Here is a 17,726-nt window from a genome sequence, read left to right on the forward strand (position 1 = left end):
AACACGGCCCTTAAGGGACCAATCTTGTAAATCAGCAAATAAAAAAGAAGGCGATGTACCGTGAATCAGTCAAAAAGAAAGATAGCTGTCATCGGTGGCGGCATAACCGGATTAGCTTCTGCTTTCTACCTTCAAAAAAAAGCAAAGGAAGAAAGTCTTCCTTATGAAATCGTGTTAATCGAAGCATCCCCTCGTTTGGGAGGGAAAGTGCAGACCGCAGTCCGTGACGGCTTTGTCATTGAAAAAGGTCCTGATTCTTTTGTTGCACGTAAATTAAGTGCATCTAGGCTGGCGCGGGAAGTCGGAATGGAAGACAAGCTGGTGTACAATACGGCAGGGAAATCGTATGTGCTTGTTAAAGACCGCCTCCACCCGATGCCAGGCGGGTCGATCATGGGCGTTCCGACTGAAATTGGGCCATTTATTACGACTGGCCTATTCAGCCCGATGGGGAAATTGCGGGCAGCCGCGGATTTTGTCCTTCCCCGTTCAGAGAAAAAAGGAGACCAATCCCTAGGGGAGTTCTTCCGCCGCCGCCTGGGTGATGAAGTGCTGGAGAACCTAATTGAGCCTTTATTATCGGGAATTTATGCAGGAGATATTGACAAATTAAGCCTGATGGCAACGTTCCCGCAATTTTACGAGGTGGAACAGCAGTACCGGAGCCTGATTTTCGGAATGAAAAAAACGACTCCCGCCTCTCCGTCAAAGCCACCCAAAAATGCTCCGAAAAAAGGCGGGTTCCTGACCTTTACAACCGGTCTTCAATCTTTCATAGATGCAATCGATGCACATCTCGAAAGCGGATCTGTCTTGAAAGGCGTCAGGGTGGAACAAATCAAGAAAGAAGATAACAACACCTATCGCCTTCGGTTGAATAATCACGAAGTGATGTACGCAGATGCGGTAATTGTATCCACGCCCCATCGCGCTATACCGGGCATGTTTCCAAACCAAACGTTTTTTGAACCGCTCAGGGAAATGCAAGCGACCAGTGTGGCAACTGTGGCAATGGCTTTTGATCAATCAGCCATCACCCAGGATATCGACGGGACTGGATTTGTCGTTTCCCGGAACAGTGATTACACGATTACGGCATGTACATGGACCCATAAAAAATGGCCTCATTCCACGCCAAAGGGCAAGGTGCTGATTCGCTGCTACGTCGGGAGGGCCGGTGACGAAGCGGTGGTGGATTTATCCGATGATGAAATAAACAACATTGTTCTTGAAGATTTAAATAAGACGATGTCCATTACATCTAAGCCTGATTTTTCAATCATAACACGCTGGAAGGATTCTATGCCTCAATATACTGTTGGCCATAAGCAGCGGATCGAAAGTGTCAAAAAAGGCGTAAAAGCAGAATTTCCCGGTGTGTTTCTAGCGGGCAGTTCATTTGAAGGACTTGGCCTTCCTGATTGTATCGATCAGGCTGAACGGGCTGTGGAACACGTGGTACAATATTTGAAGTACAAGCAAGGATCCATAACAGAAACTGTCCATTAACCATGGGCAGTTTTTTTACAAAAATGCCGTTAAAGCAGGAAACATATCATTATGTGGAGAATATAGAATCATTCGCACATGGAAAGGGTAACAGCAAATGCAGACGCCAGCAGAAGGAATGCTTCCAAGACATATTTCGGCCAAAAAGTTCTTGATTTTTTTGGCGGCATCCTGTGCAAGTTAGGGGGACCAACATGTTTATAACAAAAATCCAGCCGCGTGTTTCCGAAACGGACGGGGCCGGCCATATCAATAATACGACGATTCCTATTTGGTTTGAGGCAGGGCGTGAGGACATTTTTAAATTGTTTACCCCAAGCTCAAGCTTTAAGGATTGGAAGCTCGTGCTTGTGAATATGAACATTGATTTTACCCATGAAATTTTCTACGGGACCGAGGCCGTCGTCAAGACGTGGATTGACCGCCTTGGCACTTCCAGTTTTGTGATAAAGGAAGAGATTTACCAGGATGATATTTTGTGTGCAAAAGGGACGTCGGCCTATGTTAATTACAATTTTCAAAAGAAACAGCCCGAGCGGATACCGGATAATCTGCGTGAACAGTTAACAACACACATCGAAGATCAACCAACAGTGTAATTGGCAAGTCCGGCCTGTACAAAAAAAGAACCAGTCGCGATTGTAGCGGCTGGTTTTTTGCATACAGCAAACAATAGGGAAATGCGCCTGTGAGATAAATGACGCATGTTATGGAAGCAATCTGCTTTGGTGAGAAGCAGATGGTGAAACCTGGATTAATTTACGGATACATTGAGGCAATGGCTGCATGTACTGCCATAGCACTCATGCTGTTCTTCAATTTTTTCGCCGCATTCTGAACATTGCTTGGCTGGTAGGTTTTTAAAAAATTCAACGCTGCTTTGGATCATCTTTTTCAACCTCCAATTTAGTATTGTTTTCTGAATATTTTTAACTTACCTTGATTGTATTATAACAGTTTTGTTCTGTCAACAATGTTTTATAACAAAATTCAAAAAGGTGAAAAAATAGGCAGAATGAATTATAGTATGGAAAGAAAACTATACTGAAACGGACAAGGAGAGTGAATGGCATATGAAGATAACTGTGATTGGATGCTGGGGTGGATATCCCGCAAAAAATGAGGCAAGCTCGGGATATTTACTGGAATACGGGGATTACCGGATCCTGCTCGATTGTGGCAGCGGAGTGCTTTCACAGCTCCAAAATCATATGAAACCTGAAGATCTGGACGCCGTTGTTCTCACACACTACCATCCTGACCACGTGGCAGATATCGGAGTACTCCAGCATGCTGTCCTAATACAGCAAATGTTAGGGGGAACGAAGAAAACAATGCCCATATATGGACATGCCCTTGATGAAGCGGAATTTAACAAGCTTACTTATAAGGAAATTACTAAAGGCATTGCTTATACAGATGAGCAGCCGCTTCAGATCGGTCCGCTTACCTTTACGTTTTTGAGGACGAAGCATCCCGTTCCTTGCTTTGCGATGAGAATAGAGGCGGAAGGCCAAACGATTGTGTATACCGGAGATAGCGCCTATATGGATGAAATGGCCGAATTTGCACGGGATGCGAATGTATTACTTTGCGAAAGCAATTTTTATGGAGATATGGATGGCTCGGGTGCGGGCCATATGACGGGCAGGGAAGCAGGCAAGTTAGCCGGGAAAGCAAATGTACAGCTGTTGCTTTTGACGCATTTACCGCATTTTGGAGACCATTCACAGTTAAAAAAGGAAGCAGGGGAAACCTTTAAGAGAGGGATTGCTGTCGCTTCCAGCTCAATGGAATACCAGTTATAAAAGAATGCTGCGTCATACGATGCTGTTGATTCTTGAAGAGGCTAGGGGGACTTTGGAAAGATGTTATTCATAGATAATAAAGGAATTACCGACCCGGCGATCAATTTGGCAATCGAGGAATATGCCTTGAAGAACCTGGATATCAATGAAACCTATTTGTTGTTCTATATAAACGGGCCTTCGATCATCATCGGGAAGAACCAGAATACAGTAGAAGAAATCAATACGGAGTACGTAGAAAAGAATGGAATCAAGGTTGTCCGCCGGCTGTCGGGCGGCGGGGCGGTTTACCATGACCTTGGCAATTTGAATTTCAGCTTTATCACCAAGGATGACGGAGAAAGTTTTCACAATTTCCAGAAGTTCACTGAACCGGTAGTCAAGGCACTTGGAAAGCTTGGAGTTACGGCAGAGTTAAGTGGACGGAATGATATTCTTGCCGATGGGCGGAAAATATCAGGGAATGCACAATTTTCGACAAGGGGCAGGATGTTCAGCCATGGCACGCTGATGTTGAATTCAGAAATTGAGAATGTGGTATCCGCGTTAAGGGTCAAGAAGGACAAAATTGAATCCAAGGGCATTAAATCAATCCGCAGCCGGGTCGCGAACATTTCTGAGTTCCTGAAACAACCTTTGACAATTGAGCAATTTCGCACCTTGCTGCTGCAACACATTTTTGAAGGCAGCAAAGAAATTCCGGAATATGTGCTCAGTGAGCAGGATTGGGAAAATATTTATAAGCTATCGGAAGAAAGGTACCAAAATTGGGATTGGAACTATGGAAAATCGCCGAAGTTCAACTTGCAACATTCACATCGGTTTCCTGCGGGTTCCATTGACATCCGCTTGGAAGTGAACAAAGGAATCATAGAAAATTGTAAAATTTACGGCGATTTCTTTGGTGTCGGGGATGTTACTGACATTGAGGAAAAACTGGTGGGCTTGCATTATGAGAAGGAAACAATTGAAGCAGCCATTGCCGCTGTCGATGTGAAGCACTATTTTGGCAATGTAACACAAAAAGAGATTATCGGACTGATTTATTAAAAGGGGAAAAATGCCTCCTGTTGTCACATTTTAATGACAGGCGGTATTTTTTTTGCCTAAATATGAGTTTTTTCTACATAATCTACATAAAGAGTTGCTAGTACTATTTTCTTTTAATATAATATATTTTGAATATTGTAACATAAAAATGAATGACTATTCATTCATTCAACGACAAGGGGGAGGCAGAATTTTTATGAATTTAACTCAACAGCTTCATGAAACAGCTGCTAAGATGGCTGGAAAACCTGCTTATTACTTCATGGATCAGGAAACAACTTACGGAGAATTGGACGGAGCCGTCACTAAGTTTGCAGATGGGTTACATAAGCTGGGCATTTCAAAAGGGGATAATGTTGCCTTGCTTTTGGGCAATTCACCGCATTTTATCATTGGGATGTACGGCGCTTTGAGGGCTGGAGCTACGGTAATACCGGTCAACCCGATTTATACTCCGGATGAAATTGGCTTTATTTTAAATAATGGCGACGTAAAAGCAGTAGTTGCTCTGGACTTGTTGGTTCCACTCTTGGAAAAAATGAATCCGGCTTTGCCAAACGTCGAACATTTAATCATTTGTGAAACGCAGGAGGATCATGGCGGAATTGATATTAGCAAGCTTTCTATCTTCCCAAAAATGAAATCGTTTACAGACTTGGTGGCGACAGGTGACCTGTCCTTTGCCGGCCCAATCGTGGACGATGAGGATACGGCAGTAATCTTATACACGTCAGGAACGACAGGGAAACCAAAGGGAGCGATGCTGACACATAAAAATCTTTATTCCAATGCCAAAGATGTAAGCGATTACCTTAAAATCACCGGCGATGACCGTGTTATCACCGCTCTGCCTATGTTCCATGTATTCTGTTTGACTGTTGTACTCAATGCCCCACTCATGAATGGCGGCACCCTTCTCATCGTACCTAAGTTCAGCCCAAAAGAAGTCTTCAGGCTTGTGGAGAAATATGAAGCGACCGTATTCGCAGGCGTTCCGACCATGTATAATTTCCTTTACCAATATCCGGACGGAAACCCAGAAGACCTTAAATCACTCCGGCTAAGCATTTCAGGCGGGGCAGCATTGCCTGTGGCGCTATTGAAGGATTTTGAGAAAAAGTTCAATGTACGTGTTTCAGAAGGATACGGGTTATCGGAAGCTTCGCCTGTAACATGCTTCAACCCTCTTGACCGTCCGCGCAAGCCCGGTTCAATCGGGACAAGCATCCAGAATGTCGAAAATAAAGTCGTGAATGAAATAGGAGAAGAGGTCCCTGCCGGTGAGGTTGGCGAATTGATTGTCCGTGGCCCGAATGTTATGAAGGGGTACTACAAGCTGCCTGAAGAAACGGCGGCAGTCCTAAAGGATGGCTGGCTTTATACCGGGGATTTAGCTAGGATGGATGATGAAGGTTATTTTTACATTGTCGATCGCAAGAAGGAAATGATCATTGTAGGCGGGTACAATGTATATCCGCGCGAAGTGGAAGAAGTATTATTTGCCCACCCGGATGTAGTGGAAGCCGCTGTAATCGGGGTGCCTGATCCAAACCAGGGTGAAGTGGTACAATGCTTTGTCGTGAAGAAGAACGATGAACTTACGGAAAAAGCATTACTTACCTATTGCGCTGAGCATCTTGCGAAATATAAGGTGCCAAAGTCTGTTGAATTTTTGGAAGAACTGCCTAAGAATACTACAGGAAAAATCTTAAGGCGTTCATTGAAGACCCAGGTTCTGCAAAAATAAAAAAAGGAAGGCGGGAATATCACTCTCTCGCCTTTCCTTCCCTTACTAAATCTATGTCTTTTTGGTTGCTCCAGGTTCTTACCCCATCATCCTCATCAAATTCAATGGTTACTTCGGTAACACCCTTCTCAGCCATGATTCTCTGCTCGAGCCTGTCCTTTATATCATCCGCTTCTGCAATCGTCAGTGCAGGGTCAATTTCAATTTCCAGCTCTACATGAAGGTCCTCCCCTTCTTTTATGACTGTGACCTCTTGTATATCTTTCACTCCGGGATCCGCGATGGCCATTTCCCCGATTTTTTGTTCCATATATTCATCCGCTTCCCCTAACACGCCAGCCGCGTTATCCAGAAATACTTTCCCTACCACAAAAAACATCATGATGCCGATTATAATGGAGGCAATTCCTTCCGCTTGGTGAAAAGGGGTATATCGGGATATTATGACGGCTATCAGTGCTAAAAGCCCGCCCAATGTTGCTACAGTATCCTCCATGAATACCAATCTTGTTGCGGGTTTTCCGCTTTTGAAATTAGCAAGGCTTTTAGGGATGATGGCAAATCCTTTCGCCTCTATTCCGGCCTCGTGAACAAGTTCCTTCATCGCTTTATAAAGGACAAAAGCTTCCAGGACCACCGCTGCCCCTAAAACCATAATAACAAGAAGAAAGCCTTCTGATTTTACAGGGTCAATGATATGATGATAGCCTTCAATGATTGTTTCATAGGACATGATTCCGACAATCAGAACGGCACCGAGAAGAACTAAATGCACCAATCGGCCAAATCCTGAGGGGAAACGGTCAGTCGGCGATTTTTTGCTTAGGGCCGAGCCGATAAAAACGAAAAACTGGTTGGCTGCATCACCCAGGCTATGCATGGTTTCTGCAAACATTGCTACATTTCCTGTAAATAAATACGCCACACCCTTGATGATTGCAATAACCGTGTTTACGACTGCCGCCAAAAGTGCCGACTTATTTCCCTTTTTCAATAAGACTAATGTTTGGCTCAAGTAGAATCCCTCGCTTATCCTTGGATTTTCTGTATTATTCCCCTGATTCAACTAAAGGAAACCCTTATATATGGAAAAGATGTCATGGTTAGTGAGTGGCAAAAAATGATGTCAAAAAATTGGGGAAAGAATTGGAATTGATAATAACATTGTTGATTTTATTATCAATTGCATAAGCCGAGGAGAAATCGTGCTTTCTCTACTGCGTATCAGCAGCACCAACCTTTCAGCATAGCTAAAAGGGCATGGCCCTTGTTTCGAATGTGACAAAAATAAAACGTCAGGCAGCTTTACATTTATAAATTCAACTTATATAAAACGATAATTAGAAAAAAAATGTAGAAAATTTTAATCAGTACCTTGCAATATTCAGTAGATTTTTGTTGTTGGACCCGCTGCAGGAGTATTTAGTGCTTTTGCTGGATTATCCGCCGGGGCCCTGTCGCTTGCGCTAACACCGCTTGCTTTGATTGCTTCAGTCGCAATTTACGGGTTTGAAGGATTCTTTTTCCAATTTTCCGCTGTTTTGATGCTTTCCAGCCTGGGCATTCTATGGGGAATCGGCCTGATGCGTTTGGGGAAATTTTTATGGAATCTGTCAGGAAAATATATAAGATATAATATTTCAGTAGCGAGAGGCGGAAGGAATGTATGAAGAAAGCTGTAAATCTATTATTTGTGCTGTTCCTCGTAGGTTTTTTCGGTGTTCTGCTGACTGTGAAATCAGCAGGGGGAGCGTTTTCTTTTAAAAATGCCCCGGTTTTTGAGAAGAAGGTTATCGAGAATCCGGATATTAAAAGAATTTCTGCGAACGATATGGCCTTTGGGGATGTTAAACTTGTGCCGGATGATACAGATAAAATAACTGTTGTGCTTAAAGGGGAAGTCAGCGAGAGGTTAAAAGATGAAGTGCATATCCGTGTGAAGGAATCTAATGACGAACTACTTATAACGATGGAAGAGCTGGACCCAAAATTTTGGTTCGGATTTACAAATTTGGATGTAACAACCGAGATTATGATTCCCCAAAAATCATATGACCTTATATTTTTAGAAACAAGCTCCGGAGATATCGAGGCAAATGATTTTAATGCAAAACAGATAACGCTGAATGCGAGCTCTGGTGATATTAAGGCTCAAAATAGCAAGGCGAAGGAGTCCTATGAAGCGATAACTTCCAGCGGAGAAATCAACGTAAAAAGCATTGTTGCAGACGAAATTGTTTTTAATGCGAAAAGCGGTGATATCAATGGTGCAGGATTACATGCGAAAAATTCAACTATCGAGGCTTCATCAGGTGAAATTATCATCAAAGATGCCACCGGGGAAATTACAGCGGATGTTTCTTCAGGCAATATTACCATTGATAATGATAAAATTTCAGGAAACTTGACAGCAACTGCTTCAAGCGGAGACGTAATAGTCAACTATAAAGAGAACCCAGCTTCCCTCGCTGTCGATTACAGGGGAAGCTCCGGAGAAGGGAATGTCAATATAAAGGGATTCCTGTTCGAAGAGAAAACGGAAGACCGCATCCTGGGCAAGATCGGCGGCGGAACATACGAAGTAAAGGTTAGAACGTCATCGGGTGACTTTGAATTGAACTAAACGAAGAAAATCATCCTATGCAAGATAGTTTTCCTGGTCAAACTGAGGCCGGGATTTTTTTTGTACTATAAGAAAGTTCATCTTCGTTAACGGATTAATGAAAATGAATAAGAAAAGACATTAACTTTCGCTATTAAGGGAGAAAAGTTCTTGTTTTTCTAATCCGAAAAGTATGTACAAATCAAAGACACGGGCAGGAATTGATCATTTTTTTGCTTACATTTTACTGAAATTGGGAATAGGAACGAATAAAAAGACAACATGAAAAACGGAAGGAAGTGTTGCAAATGCCCTCGATTTTGTATGAAGTACGCGGCGAAATTGCGCATGTCACGCTGAATGGTGGGGAGGCATTAAACTTACTGAATACGGCCGTCATCCAAAGGTTGTTAAAAGTCGTCAATGATATTTCCGATAATCCTCAGGTTCGTGTGGTCATCATAAGCGGGGCTGGGAATAGGGCCTTTTGTGCAGGAGCCGATGTAAAGGAGGCCGCTTATCAGTCCCCGACAGAAATCGTACGGTTTAAAAATATGCTTGGTGAACTTTGTTATGGCATTGAAGCACTGCCCCAGCCGACCATAGCTGCAATTAATGGATTTGCCTTTGGTGCCGGTCTTGAATTGGCTTTGGCCTGTGACCTGAGGATCGCTGTCGACCAAACGCTGCTTGGCCTGCCTGAAACTAAGCTTGGATTGATCCCTGGCGCAGGCGGTACACAGAGGTTGCCTCGATTGATTGGTGAATCTAAGGCAATGGAATTGATACTGACAGCGAAAAGAATCACCTCGTTAGAGGCCTACCAATACGGCCTCGTTTCAAAGGTTGTATCTAATAACAAGCTTGAAGAAGAGGCGATTGATATCGCAAATGAAATATTGGGCAATGCCCCGACGGCTGTCTGCCAGGCGAAGTTTGCAGTAAAGAATGGACTTAAGACCGATCTCGAATCAGGGCTGAAGCTTGAAAAAATCGCGCTTTTAAAGACAGTGAATACGCATGACAGGGAAATCGGCCTACAGGCATTTTTAGAAAAAAAGCGCCCCCGCTTTACAGGTAAATAATCCGGGGTTTTCACTGGTACAATAGTGCGGATACATGAATATCTTGAGTAAAAGGACTCCGATGGCGGAGTCTTTTTGTTGAATTACGGTTGCAATATTGTTAGTATAGTTGTTAAAAAATTTTATGAAAGGGATGATATGATGAGAGATGTTAGCCTTTTGGATATTTTCAATCACCACATCACCCAAAAATATTTGAACCGTTCCGGTATGGCCCATGCCCTGGCAGTTTCTTATCATGCGTTCAACCTTGCGAAGGAGCAAAGCGAAGATACAGATATCGCCGCTAAAGCTGGCCTGCTTCATGATATGGGCCATTTCACCTGGTACCGGAACGGTAAATGGGATTACGAGCTGTATAAACAGAATGATATTCATGCAATCAAAGGAGCCGAAAGAGCCCACAAGCTGTTAATCCGCCTTGGCGAAAATCCAATCAAGGCAAAAGCGATTGCGCTGGCGATTTTGTTCCACACCGATTCTTTCCTTCCCACGAATGATATTATCCGCACACCGCTTCAGCAAATTGTCAAATTAGCCGATGAAAAGGACGAAGAAGCTGGCGGTATGCACCACTACCGCAAGATCGATTTTGAAAGGGCGAGAGACAGCATCATTCGCCTCGACAATATGATTGATGAACAATGCGAAAATAATCCGGCAACATAGCCAGGTTATTTTCCTATCCCCTTAAACTATTTCCTCATTAGTCTTTCGATTTCCGAAAAACAGGGACTTGAAAAACTGTCAGTATTTTAAGAGAATAAAAGGAGTGATGCGTAAAAAAGGGGGAAAGAGCATTGGCGGTTACAGCAGTTGAAGGGGAGGCTCCCCAATTCAAACAGGGGCTGCAGGCTGGAGTGAGCATAGCCATCGGATATGCGCCTATCGCTTTGACCTATGGGCTCCTGGCGAAGACGACAGGCCTGACAATGGCAGAAACCGTGATGATGAGCCTTGTGGTCTTTGCGGGGGCTTCCCAATACATAGCGTTGAATTTATTGGCTCTTGGAACGAGCACGTTTGAAATCATTCTTACAACATTCATCGTGAATATCCGCCATTTTCTAATGTCCACCGCCTTGAATGAAAAGAGCGATGAGGCTGACGGGTTGTTTAAAAAGTCGGCGTATGCATTCGGGATAACGGATGAAACGTTTTCTGTTGCGGCCACGAAGCCAGGGGTCGTGACTGCCGGTTATATGATAGGCCTAAATTTGATGGCCTACGCAAGCTGGGTGGTCTGTTCTGGGCTTGGGCACCTGTTCGGGGCAAGTTTGCCTGAGACCTTGCAGGAAAGCATGTCCGTTGCCTTGTACGCCATGTTTATCGGATTGCTCGTCCCTTCCATGAAGGGAGCAAAAAAAGTGATATACCTTGCGGTTGTCGCTGCATGCTTCAATAGTATATTTACCATTACGGAAGCATTGAGCAGCGGTTGGTCAATTGTGCTGTCTACCTTGATTTCATCATTTTTAATCGAATTTATCGAGTATGTGAAACTCGGAAAAAAAGGCGGCGGGAGCAATGAATAGCGAAGTATTCTGGATGATCATCGGCATGGGCATCGCAACGTATATTCCACGGCTGCTTCCATTTGTCTTGTTTAAAGGGAAGGAAATGCCCTCATTCTTGCAGGGAGTCTTAAAAAATATCCCTTTTGCAACTTTGGGTGCATTGATTTTCCCCGGTATATTATTCATTCAGGATGATATATCTTTTGGATTATTGGGAGCGGCTGCCGCTTTCCTGATTGCGTATCTCGGGGCGAATGTCATTGTTGTCGTCCTGGGCGCCATCGCTGTGTTAAGCGTTTATTCCGTGTTTATCTAGTTCCATAAGAGCAAAAAAAGCGTCCATGGCATGCATGGGCGCCTTTTGCCGGTTTATCATCTGATTTTATCCTATTCTACTTCATTCATGATCTTCTTATAAATTTTATCCTGGTCAAAGTTATCCCCACCCATTCCCATTACCTCGATCACCCTATTATCCCCATTAATCAGATAGGTTGCGTTTGTATGGACGAATTGCCCGGTACCCGGATCGCGGTACTGGAAATTGAACTGGTCGGCTAGCTTTTTCGTATCTTCCTTGCTGCCCCTAAGTAAATGCCACCCGCCTGACTTGTTCATTTCAAAGGTCTTCGCGTAATGGTCGAGCACTTTTTTCGTATCGGTTTCCGGATCGAAAGTGACGGTCAGAAACTCAACTTTACTTCCAAATACATTTTCTTTCTCCAATTGATCACGCAGTTTTTGCATTTTGAAAGTGGTGCTTGGGCAAACATCGGGACATTTTGTATACATGAACTCCAATAACCTGATTTTGGGTTCCATCTCATTAAAGCTGTAAGTATCGCCATTTTGGTTGACCATCGCCACATCCTTTGGGAAATCCATTTTTGATTCACGATATTCTGTAAAATACCAAATGCCTGTACTGATCCCCGCGATTAGCAGCAGGGAAAAAATAATATACATTTTTTTCATGGAGATTAGTCACCTCGAGATTTATTAAAAAACTTATGCAAATTGATTAGTTACATAGAACAGTTGTAAATATATCTAAACTATACAGCATGAAACGAATGAAAAAAAAAGTGAATTGGGAACAATCGTTGAAAGTTATTTGAACGTTTTTTAACAATTTGCAAATTTGCTTTTACACAGGTATTTCTGTTCTAACTTGTCTTTTTTTTACTAAAATAATAAGGAGGGTTGTCTAAGGAGGTTAGAATATGGCCAGAAAATGGGCAAGTACCGCCGTTATGTTGTATCTGTTAATTGTCGCTTTTATGTATTGGTATATATTCAGTTGGGCCGATCCTGCTATTCCCGCGGTATTCAAGGGGACAGCCGCTGATCCGTCAACTTTTTTAAATGCTAGGGAGCTGATGTTGAGCGAAGAGTATTCAGAAATAAGGAATTTTTTATTCTTTGCCTCCACTCCGTATGAATGGCTATTTTATTTTCTGATTTTATTACTCGGGCTGTCGAGGGCCTTTGAAAAATGGGCGGTGTCTGTATCAAAGTGGAGGGTTCTCCAAACGGCCATCTATCTATTTTGGCTGTCCGTGCTTTCTTTCGCTGCCGTTTTTCCGTTCAACTATGTAAGCTACAGTCTCGGGAAAAAATATAATATCAACACACAGGATTTTGCTTCTTGGATGGAGGATGAAGTGATTGATTTTTGGATCAGCTTCGGGGAGATGATTCTGATTGTCTCAGTGCTGTACTGGCTGATAAGAAAAAGGCCGAAAAAATGGTGGCTCCATGCATGGCTTCTTTCCGTGCCATTTTCACTGTTTATGATGTTCGTGCAGCCGGTATTGATAGATCCTTTGTATAATGATTTCTATCCGCTTAAAAACAAGGAATTGGAGCATAAAATACTCGAACTTGCCTCCAAGGCAGATATACCTGCCGACCATGTATATGAAGTGAACATGGCTCGAAAGACGAATGCTTTAAATGCCTATGTGACAGGGATCGGTTCCAATTCCCGGATCGTGCTATGGGATACCACCCTTAGAAAGCTTGCGGATAATGAAATCCTGTTCATCATGGCCCATGAAATGGCGCATTATGTGGAGAAGCATATTTATATAGGAATAGCCACCTACCTGCTGCTGACTTTGGCCGGCCTCCGGATCACGGCATGGATGATGGGTTATATCATCCGGAGATGGGGAAAGGTATTGAAGATTCCTGCTGTTGAAAGCATTAGCTCGCTTCCGCTTTTCCTGCTCATTTCTGCTGTGCTGCTTTTTGCATCAGAGCCGCTGTCGAACTATATTTCACGGTATGAGGAAACACGCGCCGACCGCTATGCGGTTGAAATGACAAAAGACAGCGGGGCCGCTGTAAGAACATTCCAGGAATTAACGAGGGCTGGCTTGAGTGAAGTCAATCCTCCGGCGTTAGTGAAATGGTTCAGGTATTCACATCCGACCATGCTGGAACGCATTTCGAGGCTTGAGAACTATAATTCTGAATCCCGCAATGATTGAGTGAGATTTTGTGCAACAATATTATTGGATATGGAATGATAAACGCTTGGCGGAACAGGGATCCAAGCGTTTTTTCGATTTTCCTGCGGTTATTATCTGAATAAACTTTTAAATACTCTGTCCCCGGATTCTTTACTATAATAAATTCAACCTATATAGTTCCGGCAAGGAGTTGGCCAAATGAACAGATTGCTAACAATTATTATCGGCTCTGTCATCGTGGGTGCGGCATACAATTTATTTCTTATCCCCCATCAGATTTTGAGCAGCGGGCTAAGCGGGATAGCCATCATGTTAGGGATCATTACTCCATTCAATACAGGCGTGTTGAATTTCGTCCTTAATCTCCCGCTTTTGATCGTTGGGGTATACAAGCTTGGGAAAAGGTTCATCAGCTATACGATTTTGTCTGTGCTTGTACTGTCGGCCAGCTTATATGTCATACCGGTACATGCCATTAGTTCGGAACCGATTTTGTCTTCCTTATTCGGCGGCGTTATTACCGGCATTGGAATCGGCTTTATCTTCCGGGCATCCGGTTCTTCAGGCGGATTTGATATCATTGCCATGCTGTTGACAAAGAAAAAGGATTTTCCATTGGGTGCCCTTATTTCGGCCATGAATGCGGTTGTCGTGATATTATCCGGCTTTGTGTTCAATTGGGATGCAGCATTAAATACGCTTGTTGCCATATATGCAACCGGAAAGGTGATAGATACCATCCATACGAACCATATTAAGCTGACTTTGATGATCGTCACGAAAAATGGAGAAGAAATGAAGTCTAAGCTGCTAGCCAATTTATACAGAGGAATTACCGTGATGGACGGGGAAGGGGCTTATTCAGGCGAAAGCCGGAAAATACTAATGACTGTAATCACCCGGTATCAGTTGACCGATGTCAAAACGATGATCAATGAAGTCGATCCGAATGCTTTTGTGAATATAACGGAAACGACGGAGGTAATGGGCTCCTTCCATAAGTCGTAATTGCCATACTCAGTCGAATATCCCGGTTGCAAGTGTTTGACGTTACGTGCGTGATGACTTGGGCGGTTGGCGGCAGATCCGTCCCATTTAAGAAAAAAACCTGCTACTTCAATAGTCAGCAGGTTTTTTTTAATCAAAAAGAAATACGTTGCTTTTATTTTGTCTAAGCGCAGAAAACAGTGATTCTAACCGGAACTTAAATTTACGTGCCAAACATTTTGTTGATTTCATTCCATTCATTGGATAAAAGGGCAAACAGCTTCCTGTCTTTTGTGTCCAGCGCCTCGTCAATCCTTTCAGCGAGCTTCTTCTTTTTGTAAGTTAGGATAGACTCGTGGATAATCATGTCAATCATCAGTTCCTTCATGTGGGCATCTTTCTTTTTCTTGTTCATCGCGTATGACTTGGCCATCTCCGAATACGATTTTCCATTGTTCACGAAGAACCACCCCTGACACCTTTTTAATAGTATATGGAATGTACCTGTATAAAATCAACAGAAAATTTAAAATATTCAATATTTAATTTACGACAGTTATTGCATATTCGGTTCAAAACCAACACATTAATTATAAATCTTACTATTTTGTGAATAGTGTATGTAATTATCATGGGTTATGGTAATATGAGGAAGAAATTTTTGGATTGTTAATTTGGATATTTTGAGAGGAGCCCTGCTTATGAAGGATGTGAAACCAGGATTAATAGAAGAATACGAAATCACCCCCTATACATTAATGGTCATGCCCACTACGTACGGCAGCAAAATATATTCGCATATTATCGAACTGGATGATGAATATATTTCCCCCTTCAGGCCAATCGACATCATAAAAAAGAGCTGCCACTACTTCGGAACGAGCTATGAAGGCAGGAAAGAAGGAACAAGACAGCTAATCGGCATTACACATAAAGCACCTATTGCAATCAACCCTACAAGCTCCATGTTTTTCTTTCCGACTACATCTCCTATGCGCCCTCAATGCATATGGGTTTCACTTGAGCATATTGATTCATACAGCCGAATAGACTTATCCCATACTTCGGTCACATTTAAAAATAACCAGCAAGCGGAATTGCCCATTTCAACCAGCTCATTTGAAAACCAATATATGAGAACGGTTTTCCTCAAAGATAAGCTCATCCAAAGAATAGAAGAAACAGATCGCAAGTATTTTTATTTGCATTCTGGTTCACATCATCTAAAAGCGTCAGAAATGGGATTAAAGTACACCAAATACAAAAAAATACATTGGGAAGAGGAATGATCCTTCCTCGAACAAAGATACTTTTTAGATGGATAGGAAAAGCCCAGCTCGGTAACGAGTGTGGGCTTATTTCTGTTCAAACACGCGATTCATCGGGAAGGAGCCTCTTAAATAAAAAATAGGCCAACAGCTCTTCCACCTTGTTCCTCAAGCGCGGATTGAAATAATTGTGATGTTCCTCATAGCCCCTGTAAATGAAACTATACATGGTAAATGCTTCATCACGCTTTAACTTGCTTACTTTAATATTCTCCTTCCTGAGATATTTCCTTACCCCTGCCAATTCCTTTTGGACTGTCTTAAGGGCTTCCTCGACCAAGTCGAGATAGGGCTTCGGCAATTTGAACGGACTTGCTTCGATGATCATCCTGTCCCGGTTTAATACGGTAATGACCATGGGAAGGTAAATTGCTTGCTCGATCATGTCTCGGTCATGTTCGGGAATGCGGGTCATGCTTATTGCTCCCTTCACAAAAAGTCAGGCGGCAGTGCAGCCATAGTGCGGAGTTGAACTTGCCTGTTCAGGCATCGCCTGTTTCAGTTTTCTTATATATCTTATGTATGTTTGGAGGAGAAAAATCAGAACACTTGTTCTCGTTTTATCGTAATCAAAAAAAAATTCTAATGCAAGCCTGTTTTAATGGAAAAGAGTTTTCGCGCTAAAATAGATTATGAATTCATATATGAGGGAAAGGTTTTACTATACTATCTTTTTTTAGAAGTATCGCCGACTGGCAGCTTTTTAAAGGCGAAGACAGAGCCATAGTTAGGCCCATAGGTTGTGGGTCACACAGGCGAAGACATAAGGCGGTGGCGCACTCAGTCTGTATTGTGCCTTATGCAGATAAGAAAGTTTAACACTTTCTTATTGTCAAAAAAGAATAATACTTGCATTTTCAAGATAACGTGATATATCTAAAGTTAGCAGTTGGGACAGGACTTGAACATTTAACATTTAAAGCCGCCATCGTTTAAGGCGGCGCGCCCAAGGAGATTCAATATGGATTTTGATGTTTTGCGAGAATGGTTCACTCTTGAGAATATATTGGATATTATCCAAAAATATAGATCTTTCGGCCCCATCCCGGGTCTGCTTCTGCCCTTGCTTGAAGCGTTTTTGCCTTTTTTGCCGCTTGTCGTCTTTGTTTTGGCGAATGCCAGCGCGTTCGGCCTCTGGCTTGGATTTTTGTTTTCCTGGCTGGGTTCTGTCACCGGTGCAATGCTCGTGTTTTTTATTTTCCGAAAGTATGGACAAAAACGGTTGCTAAGATTTTTACTAAAAAACAGACAGGTCCAGAGATTGATGAATTGGGTTGACCGCCATGGTTTTGGACCGTTGTTCCTATTGCTTTGCTTTCCTTTCACTCCGTCAGCGGTCATCAATGTTGTGGCGGGGCTTTCGAAAATAAGCCCGTTTCAATATGCTTTGGCGGTATTGGCCGGGAAAATGGTGATGATCTTTACAATCAGTTTTGTAGGCTACGATATTGTTTCGCTTATCCATAAGCCGGCGAGAACTGTAATTGTACTGTTGATTATCGTGATTCTCTGGTATGCCGGGAAACGAATGGAGATAAGATTAAATAAGGGCATCAAAAGTGAGAATGGAGGATAATTTCTATACATCAGGCTTTTAGTAATTGGGGGCCACATGA

19 protein-coding genes are annotated in these 17,726 nt (G+C 42.9%); 14 read left to right on the forward strand and 5 right to left on the reverse strand.

Annotated elements, in window-relative coordinates; genetic code table 11:
- The first annotated feature begins 60 nt into the window (after positions 1 to 60).
- A complete protein-coding gene (gene hemY / locus D0466_RS16230; RefSeq protein WP_117323585.1) occupies positions 61 to 1,509 on the forward strand; it encodes a protoporphyrinogen oxidase in 1,449 nt (482 codons plus the stop codon).
- A gap of 194 nt (positions 1,510 to 1,703) precedes the next feature.
- Positions 1,704 to 2,108, forward strand: a complete 405-nt coding sequence (locus D0466_RS16235) for an acyl-CoA thioesterase (RefSeq protein ID WP_117323586.1) — start codon at positions 1,704 to 1,706, stop codon at positions 2,106 to 2,108.
- A gap of 155 nt (positions 2,109 to 2,263) precedes the next feature.
- Here the strand turns inward: D0466_RS16235 and yhfH are convergent, their stop codons facing one another.
- Complete coding sequence (gene yhfH / locus D0466_RS16240) at positions 2,264 to 2,398, reverse strand: protein YhfH (protein ID WP_117323587.1); 135 nt, start codon at positions 2,396 to 2,398, stop codon at positions 2,264 to 2,266.
- 184 nt (positions 2,399 to 2,582) lie between these two features.
- On the opposite strand from yhfH, the gene D0466_RS16245 reads away from it, so the two are divergent.
- The 3 genes from D0466_RS16245 (at position 2,583) to D0466_RS16255 (ending at position 6,114) form a co-directional block, all read left to right on the forward strand.
- Positions 2,583 to 3,317: an MBL fold metallo-hydrolase gene (locus D0466_RS16245; RefSeq protein ID WP_117323588.1), complete on the forward strand. Its 735-nt coding sequence runs from the start codon at positions 2,583 to 2,585 to the stop codon at positions 3,315 to 3,317.
- 60 nt (positions 3,318 to 3,377) lie between these two features.
- The gene (locus D0466_RS16250) at positions 3,378 to 4,367 is read left to right on the forward strand and encodes a lipoate--protein ligase (protein WP_117323589.1); all 990 of its coding nucleotides are present in this window, start codon (positions 3,378 to 3,380) and stop codon (positions 4,365 to 4,367) included.
- Between the two features lie 196 nt (positions 4,368 to 4,563).
- Positions 4,564 to 6,114 (forward strand): fatty acid--CoA ligase family protein, encoded by a 1,551-nt coding sequence (locus tag D0466_RS16255; protein WP_117323590.1) that lies wholly within the window; start codon positions 4,564 to 4,566, stop codon positions 6,112 to 6,114.
- A 19-nt stretch (positions 6,115 to 6,133) separates the two neighbouring features.
- On the opposite strand, the gene D0466_RS16260 is transcribed toward D0466_RS16255, so the two are convergent.
- A complete protein-coding gene (locus D0466_RS16260) occupies positions 6,134 to 7,129 on the reverse strand; it encodes a cation diffusion facilitator family transporter (RefSeq protein ID WP_117323645.1) in 996 nt (331 codons plus the stop codon).
- Between the two features lie 651 nt (positions 7,130 to 7,780).
- Between D0466_RS16260 and D0466_RS16270 the strand changes: the two genes are divergently transcribed.
- From D0466_RS16270 to D0466_RS16290, 5 genes are all read left to right on the forward strand, one after another.
- Positions 7,781 to 8,737 (forward strand): DUF4097 family beta strand repeat-containing protein, encoded by a 957-nt coding sequence (locus tag D0466_RS16270; RefSeq protein ID WP_117323592.1) that lies wholly within the window; start codon positions 7,781 to 7,783, stop codon positions 8,735 to 8,737.
- A 287-nt stretch (positions 8,738 to 9,024) separates the two neighbouring features.
- A complete protein-coding gene (locus tag D0466_RS16275) occupies positions 9,025 to 9,801 on the forward strand; it encodes an enoyl-CoA hydratase-related protein (RefSeq protein ID WP_117323593.1) in 777 nt (258 codons plus the stop codon).
- 141 nt (positions 9,802 to 9,942) lie between these two features.
- Positions 9,943 to 10,470, forward strand: a complete 528-nt coding sequence (locus D0466_RS16280) for an HD domain-containing protein (RefSeq protein WP_117323646.1) — start codon at positions 9,943 to 9,945, stop codon at positions 10,468 to 10,470.
- A gap of 131 nt (positions 10,471 to 10,601) precedes the next feature.
- Positions 10,602 to 11,336, forward strand: coding sequence for an AzlC family ABC transporter permease (locus tag D0466_RS16285; protein WP_117323594.1), 735 nt, complete (start codon positions 10,602 to 10,604; stop codon positions 11,334 to 11,336).
- Positions 11,329 to 11,634, forward strand: a complete 306-nt coding sequence (locus tag D0466_RS16290; RefSeq protein WP_117323595.1) for an AzlD domain-containing protein — start codon at positions 11,329 to 11,331, stop codon at positions 11,632 to 11,634. Before D0466_RS16285 ends, D0466_RS16290 begins: the two co-directional genes overlap by 8 nt.
- Before the next feature lie 71 nt (positions 11,635 to 11,705).
- Here the strand turns inward: D0466_RS16290 and D0466_RS16295 are convergent, their stop codons facing one another.
- A complete protein-coding gene (locus tag D0466_RS16295; RefSeq protein ID WP_117323596.1) occupies positions 11,706 to 12,293 on the reverse strand; it encodes an SCO family protein in 588 nt (195 codons plus the stop codon).
- Between the two features lie 248 nt (positions 12,294 to 12,541).
- On the opposite strand from D0466_RS16295, the gene D0466_RS16300 reads away from it, so the two are divergent.
- Positions 12,542 to 13,813 carry a M48 family metallopeptidase gene (locus D0466_RS16300; RefSeq protein ID WP_117323597.1) on the forward strand — a complete coding sequence of 424 codons (1,272 nt, stop codon included), beginning with the start codon at positions 12,542 to 12,544 and terminating at the stop codon, positions 13,811 to 13,813.
- Between the two features lie 180 nt (positions 13,814 to 13,993).
- Positions 13,994 to 14,803, forward strand: a complete 810-nt coding sequence (locus D0466_RS16305) for a YitT family protein (protein WP_117323598.1) — start codon at positions 13,994 to 13,996, stop codon at positions 14,801 to 14,803.
- 202 nt (positions 14,804 to 15,005) lie between these two features.
- Here D0466_RS16305 and D0466_RS16310 read toward each other — a convergent pair whose 3' ends face one another.
- Entirely contained in the window at positions 15,006 to 15,242 is a 237-nt protein-coding gene (locus D0466_RS16310; RefSeq protein ID WP_117323599.1) for an IDEAL domain-containing protein, read from the reverse strand.
- 241 nt (positions 15,243 to 15,483) lie between these two features.
- Between D0466_RS16310 and D0466_RS16315 the strand changes: the two genes are divergently transcribed.
- Complete coding sequence (locus D0466_RS16315; protein WP_117323600.1) at positions 15,484 to 16,071, forward strand: competence protein ComK; 588 nt, start codon at positions 15,484 to 15,486, stop codon at positions 16,069 to 16,071.
- Between the two features lie 76 nt (positions 16,072 to 16,147).
- Here D0466_RS16315 and D0466_RS16320 read toward each other — a convergent pair whose 3' ends face one another.
- Positions 16,148 to 16,525 carry a hypothetical protein gene (locus D0466_RS16320; RefSeq protein ID WP_117323601.1) on the reverse strand — a complete coding sequence of 126 codons (378 nt, stop codon included), beginning with the start codon at positions 16,523 to 16,525 and terminating at the stop codon, positions 16,148 to 16,150.
- A gap of 546 nt (positions 16,526 to 17,071) precedes the next feature.
- Between D0466_RS16320 and D0466_RS16325 the strand changes: the two genes are divergently transcribed.
- Positions 17,072 to 17,686: a TVP38/TMEM64 family protein gene (locus D0466_RS16325; protein ID WP_117323602.1), complete on the forward strand. Its 615-nt coding sequence runs from the start codon at positions 17,072 to 17,074 to the stop codon at positions 17,684 to 17,686.
- Positions 17,687 to 17,726: the final 40 nt, after the last annotated feature.

This window comes from Peribacillus glennii (assembly GCF_003429105.1).
GTDB lineage: Bacteria > Bacillota > Bacilli > Bacillales > DSM-1321 > Peribacillus > Peribacillus glennii.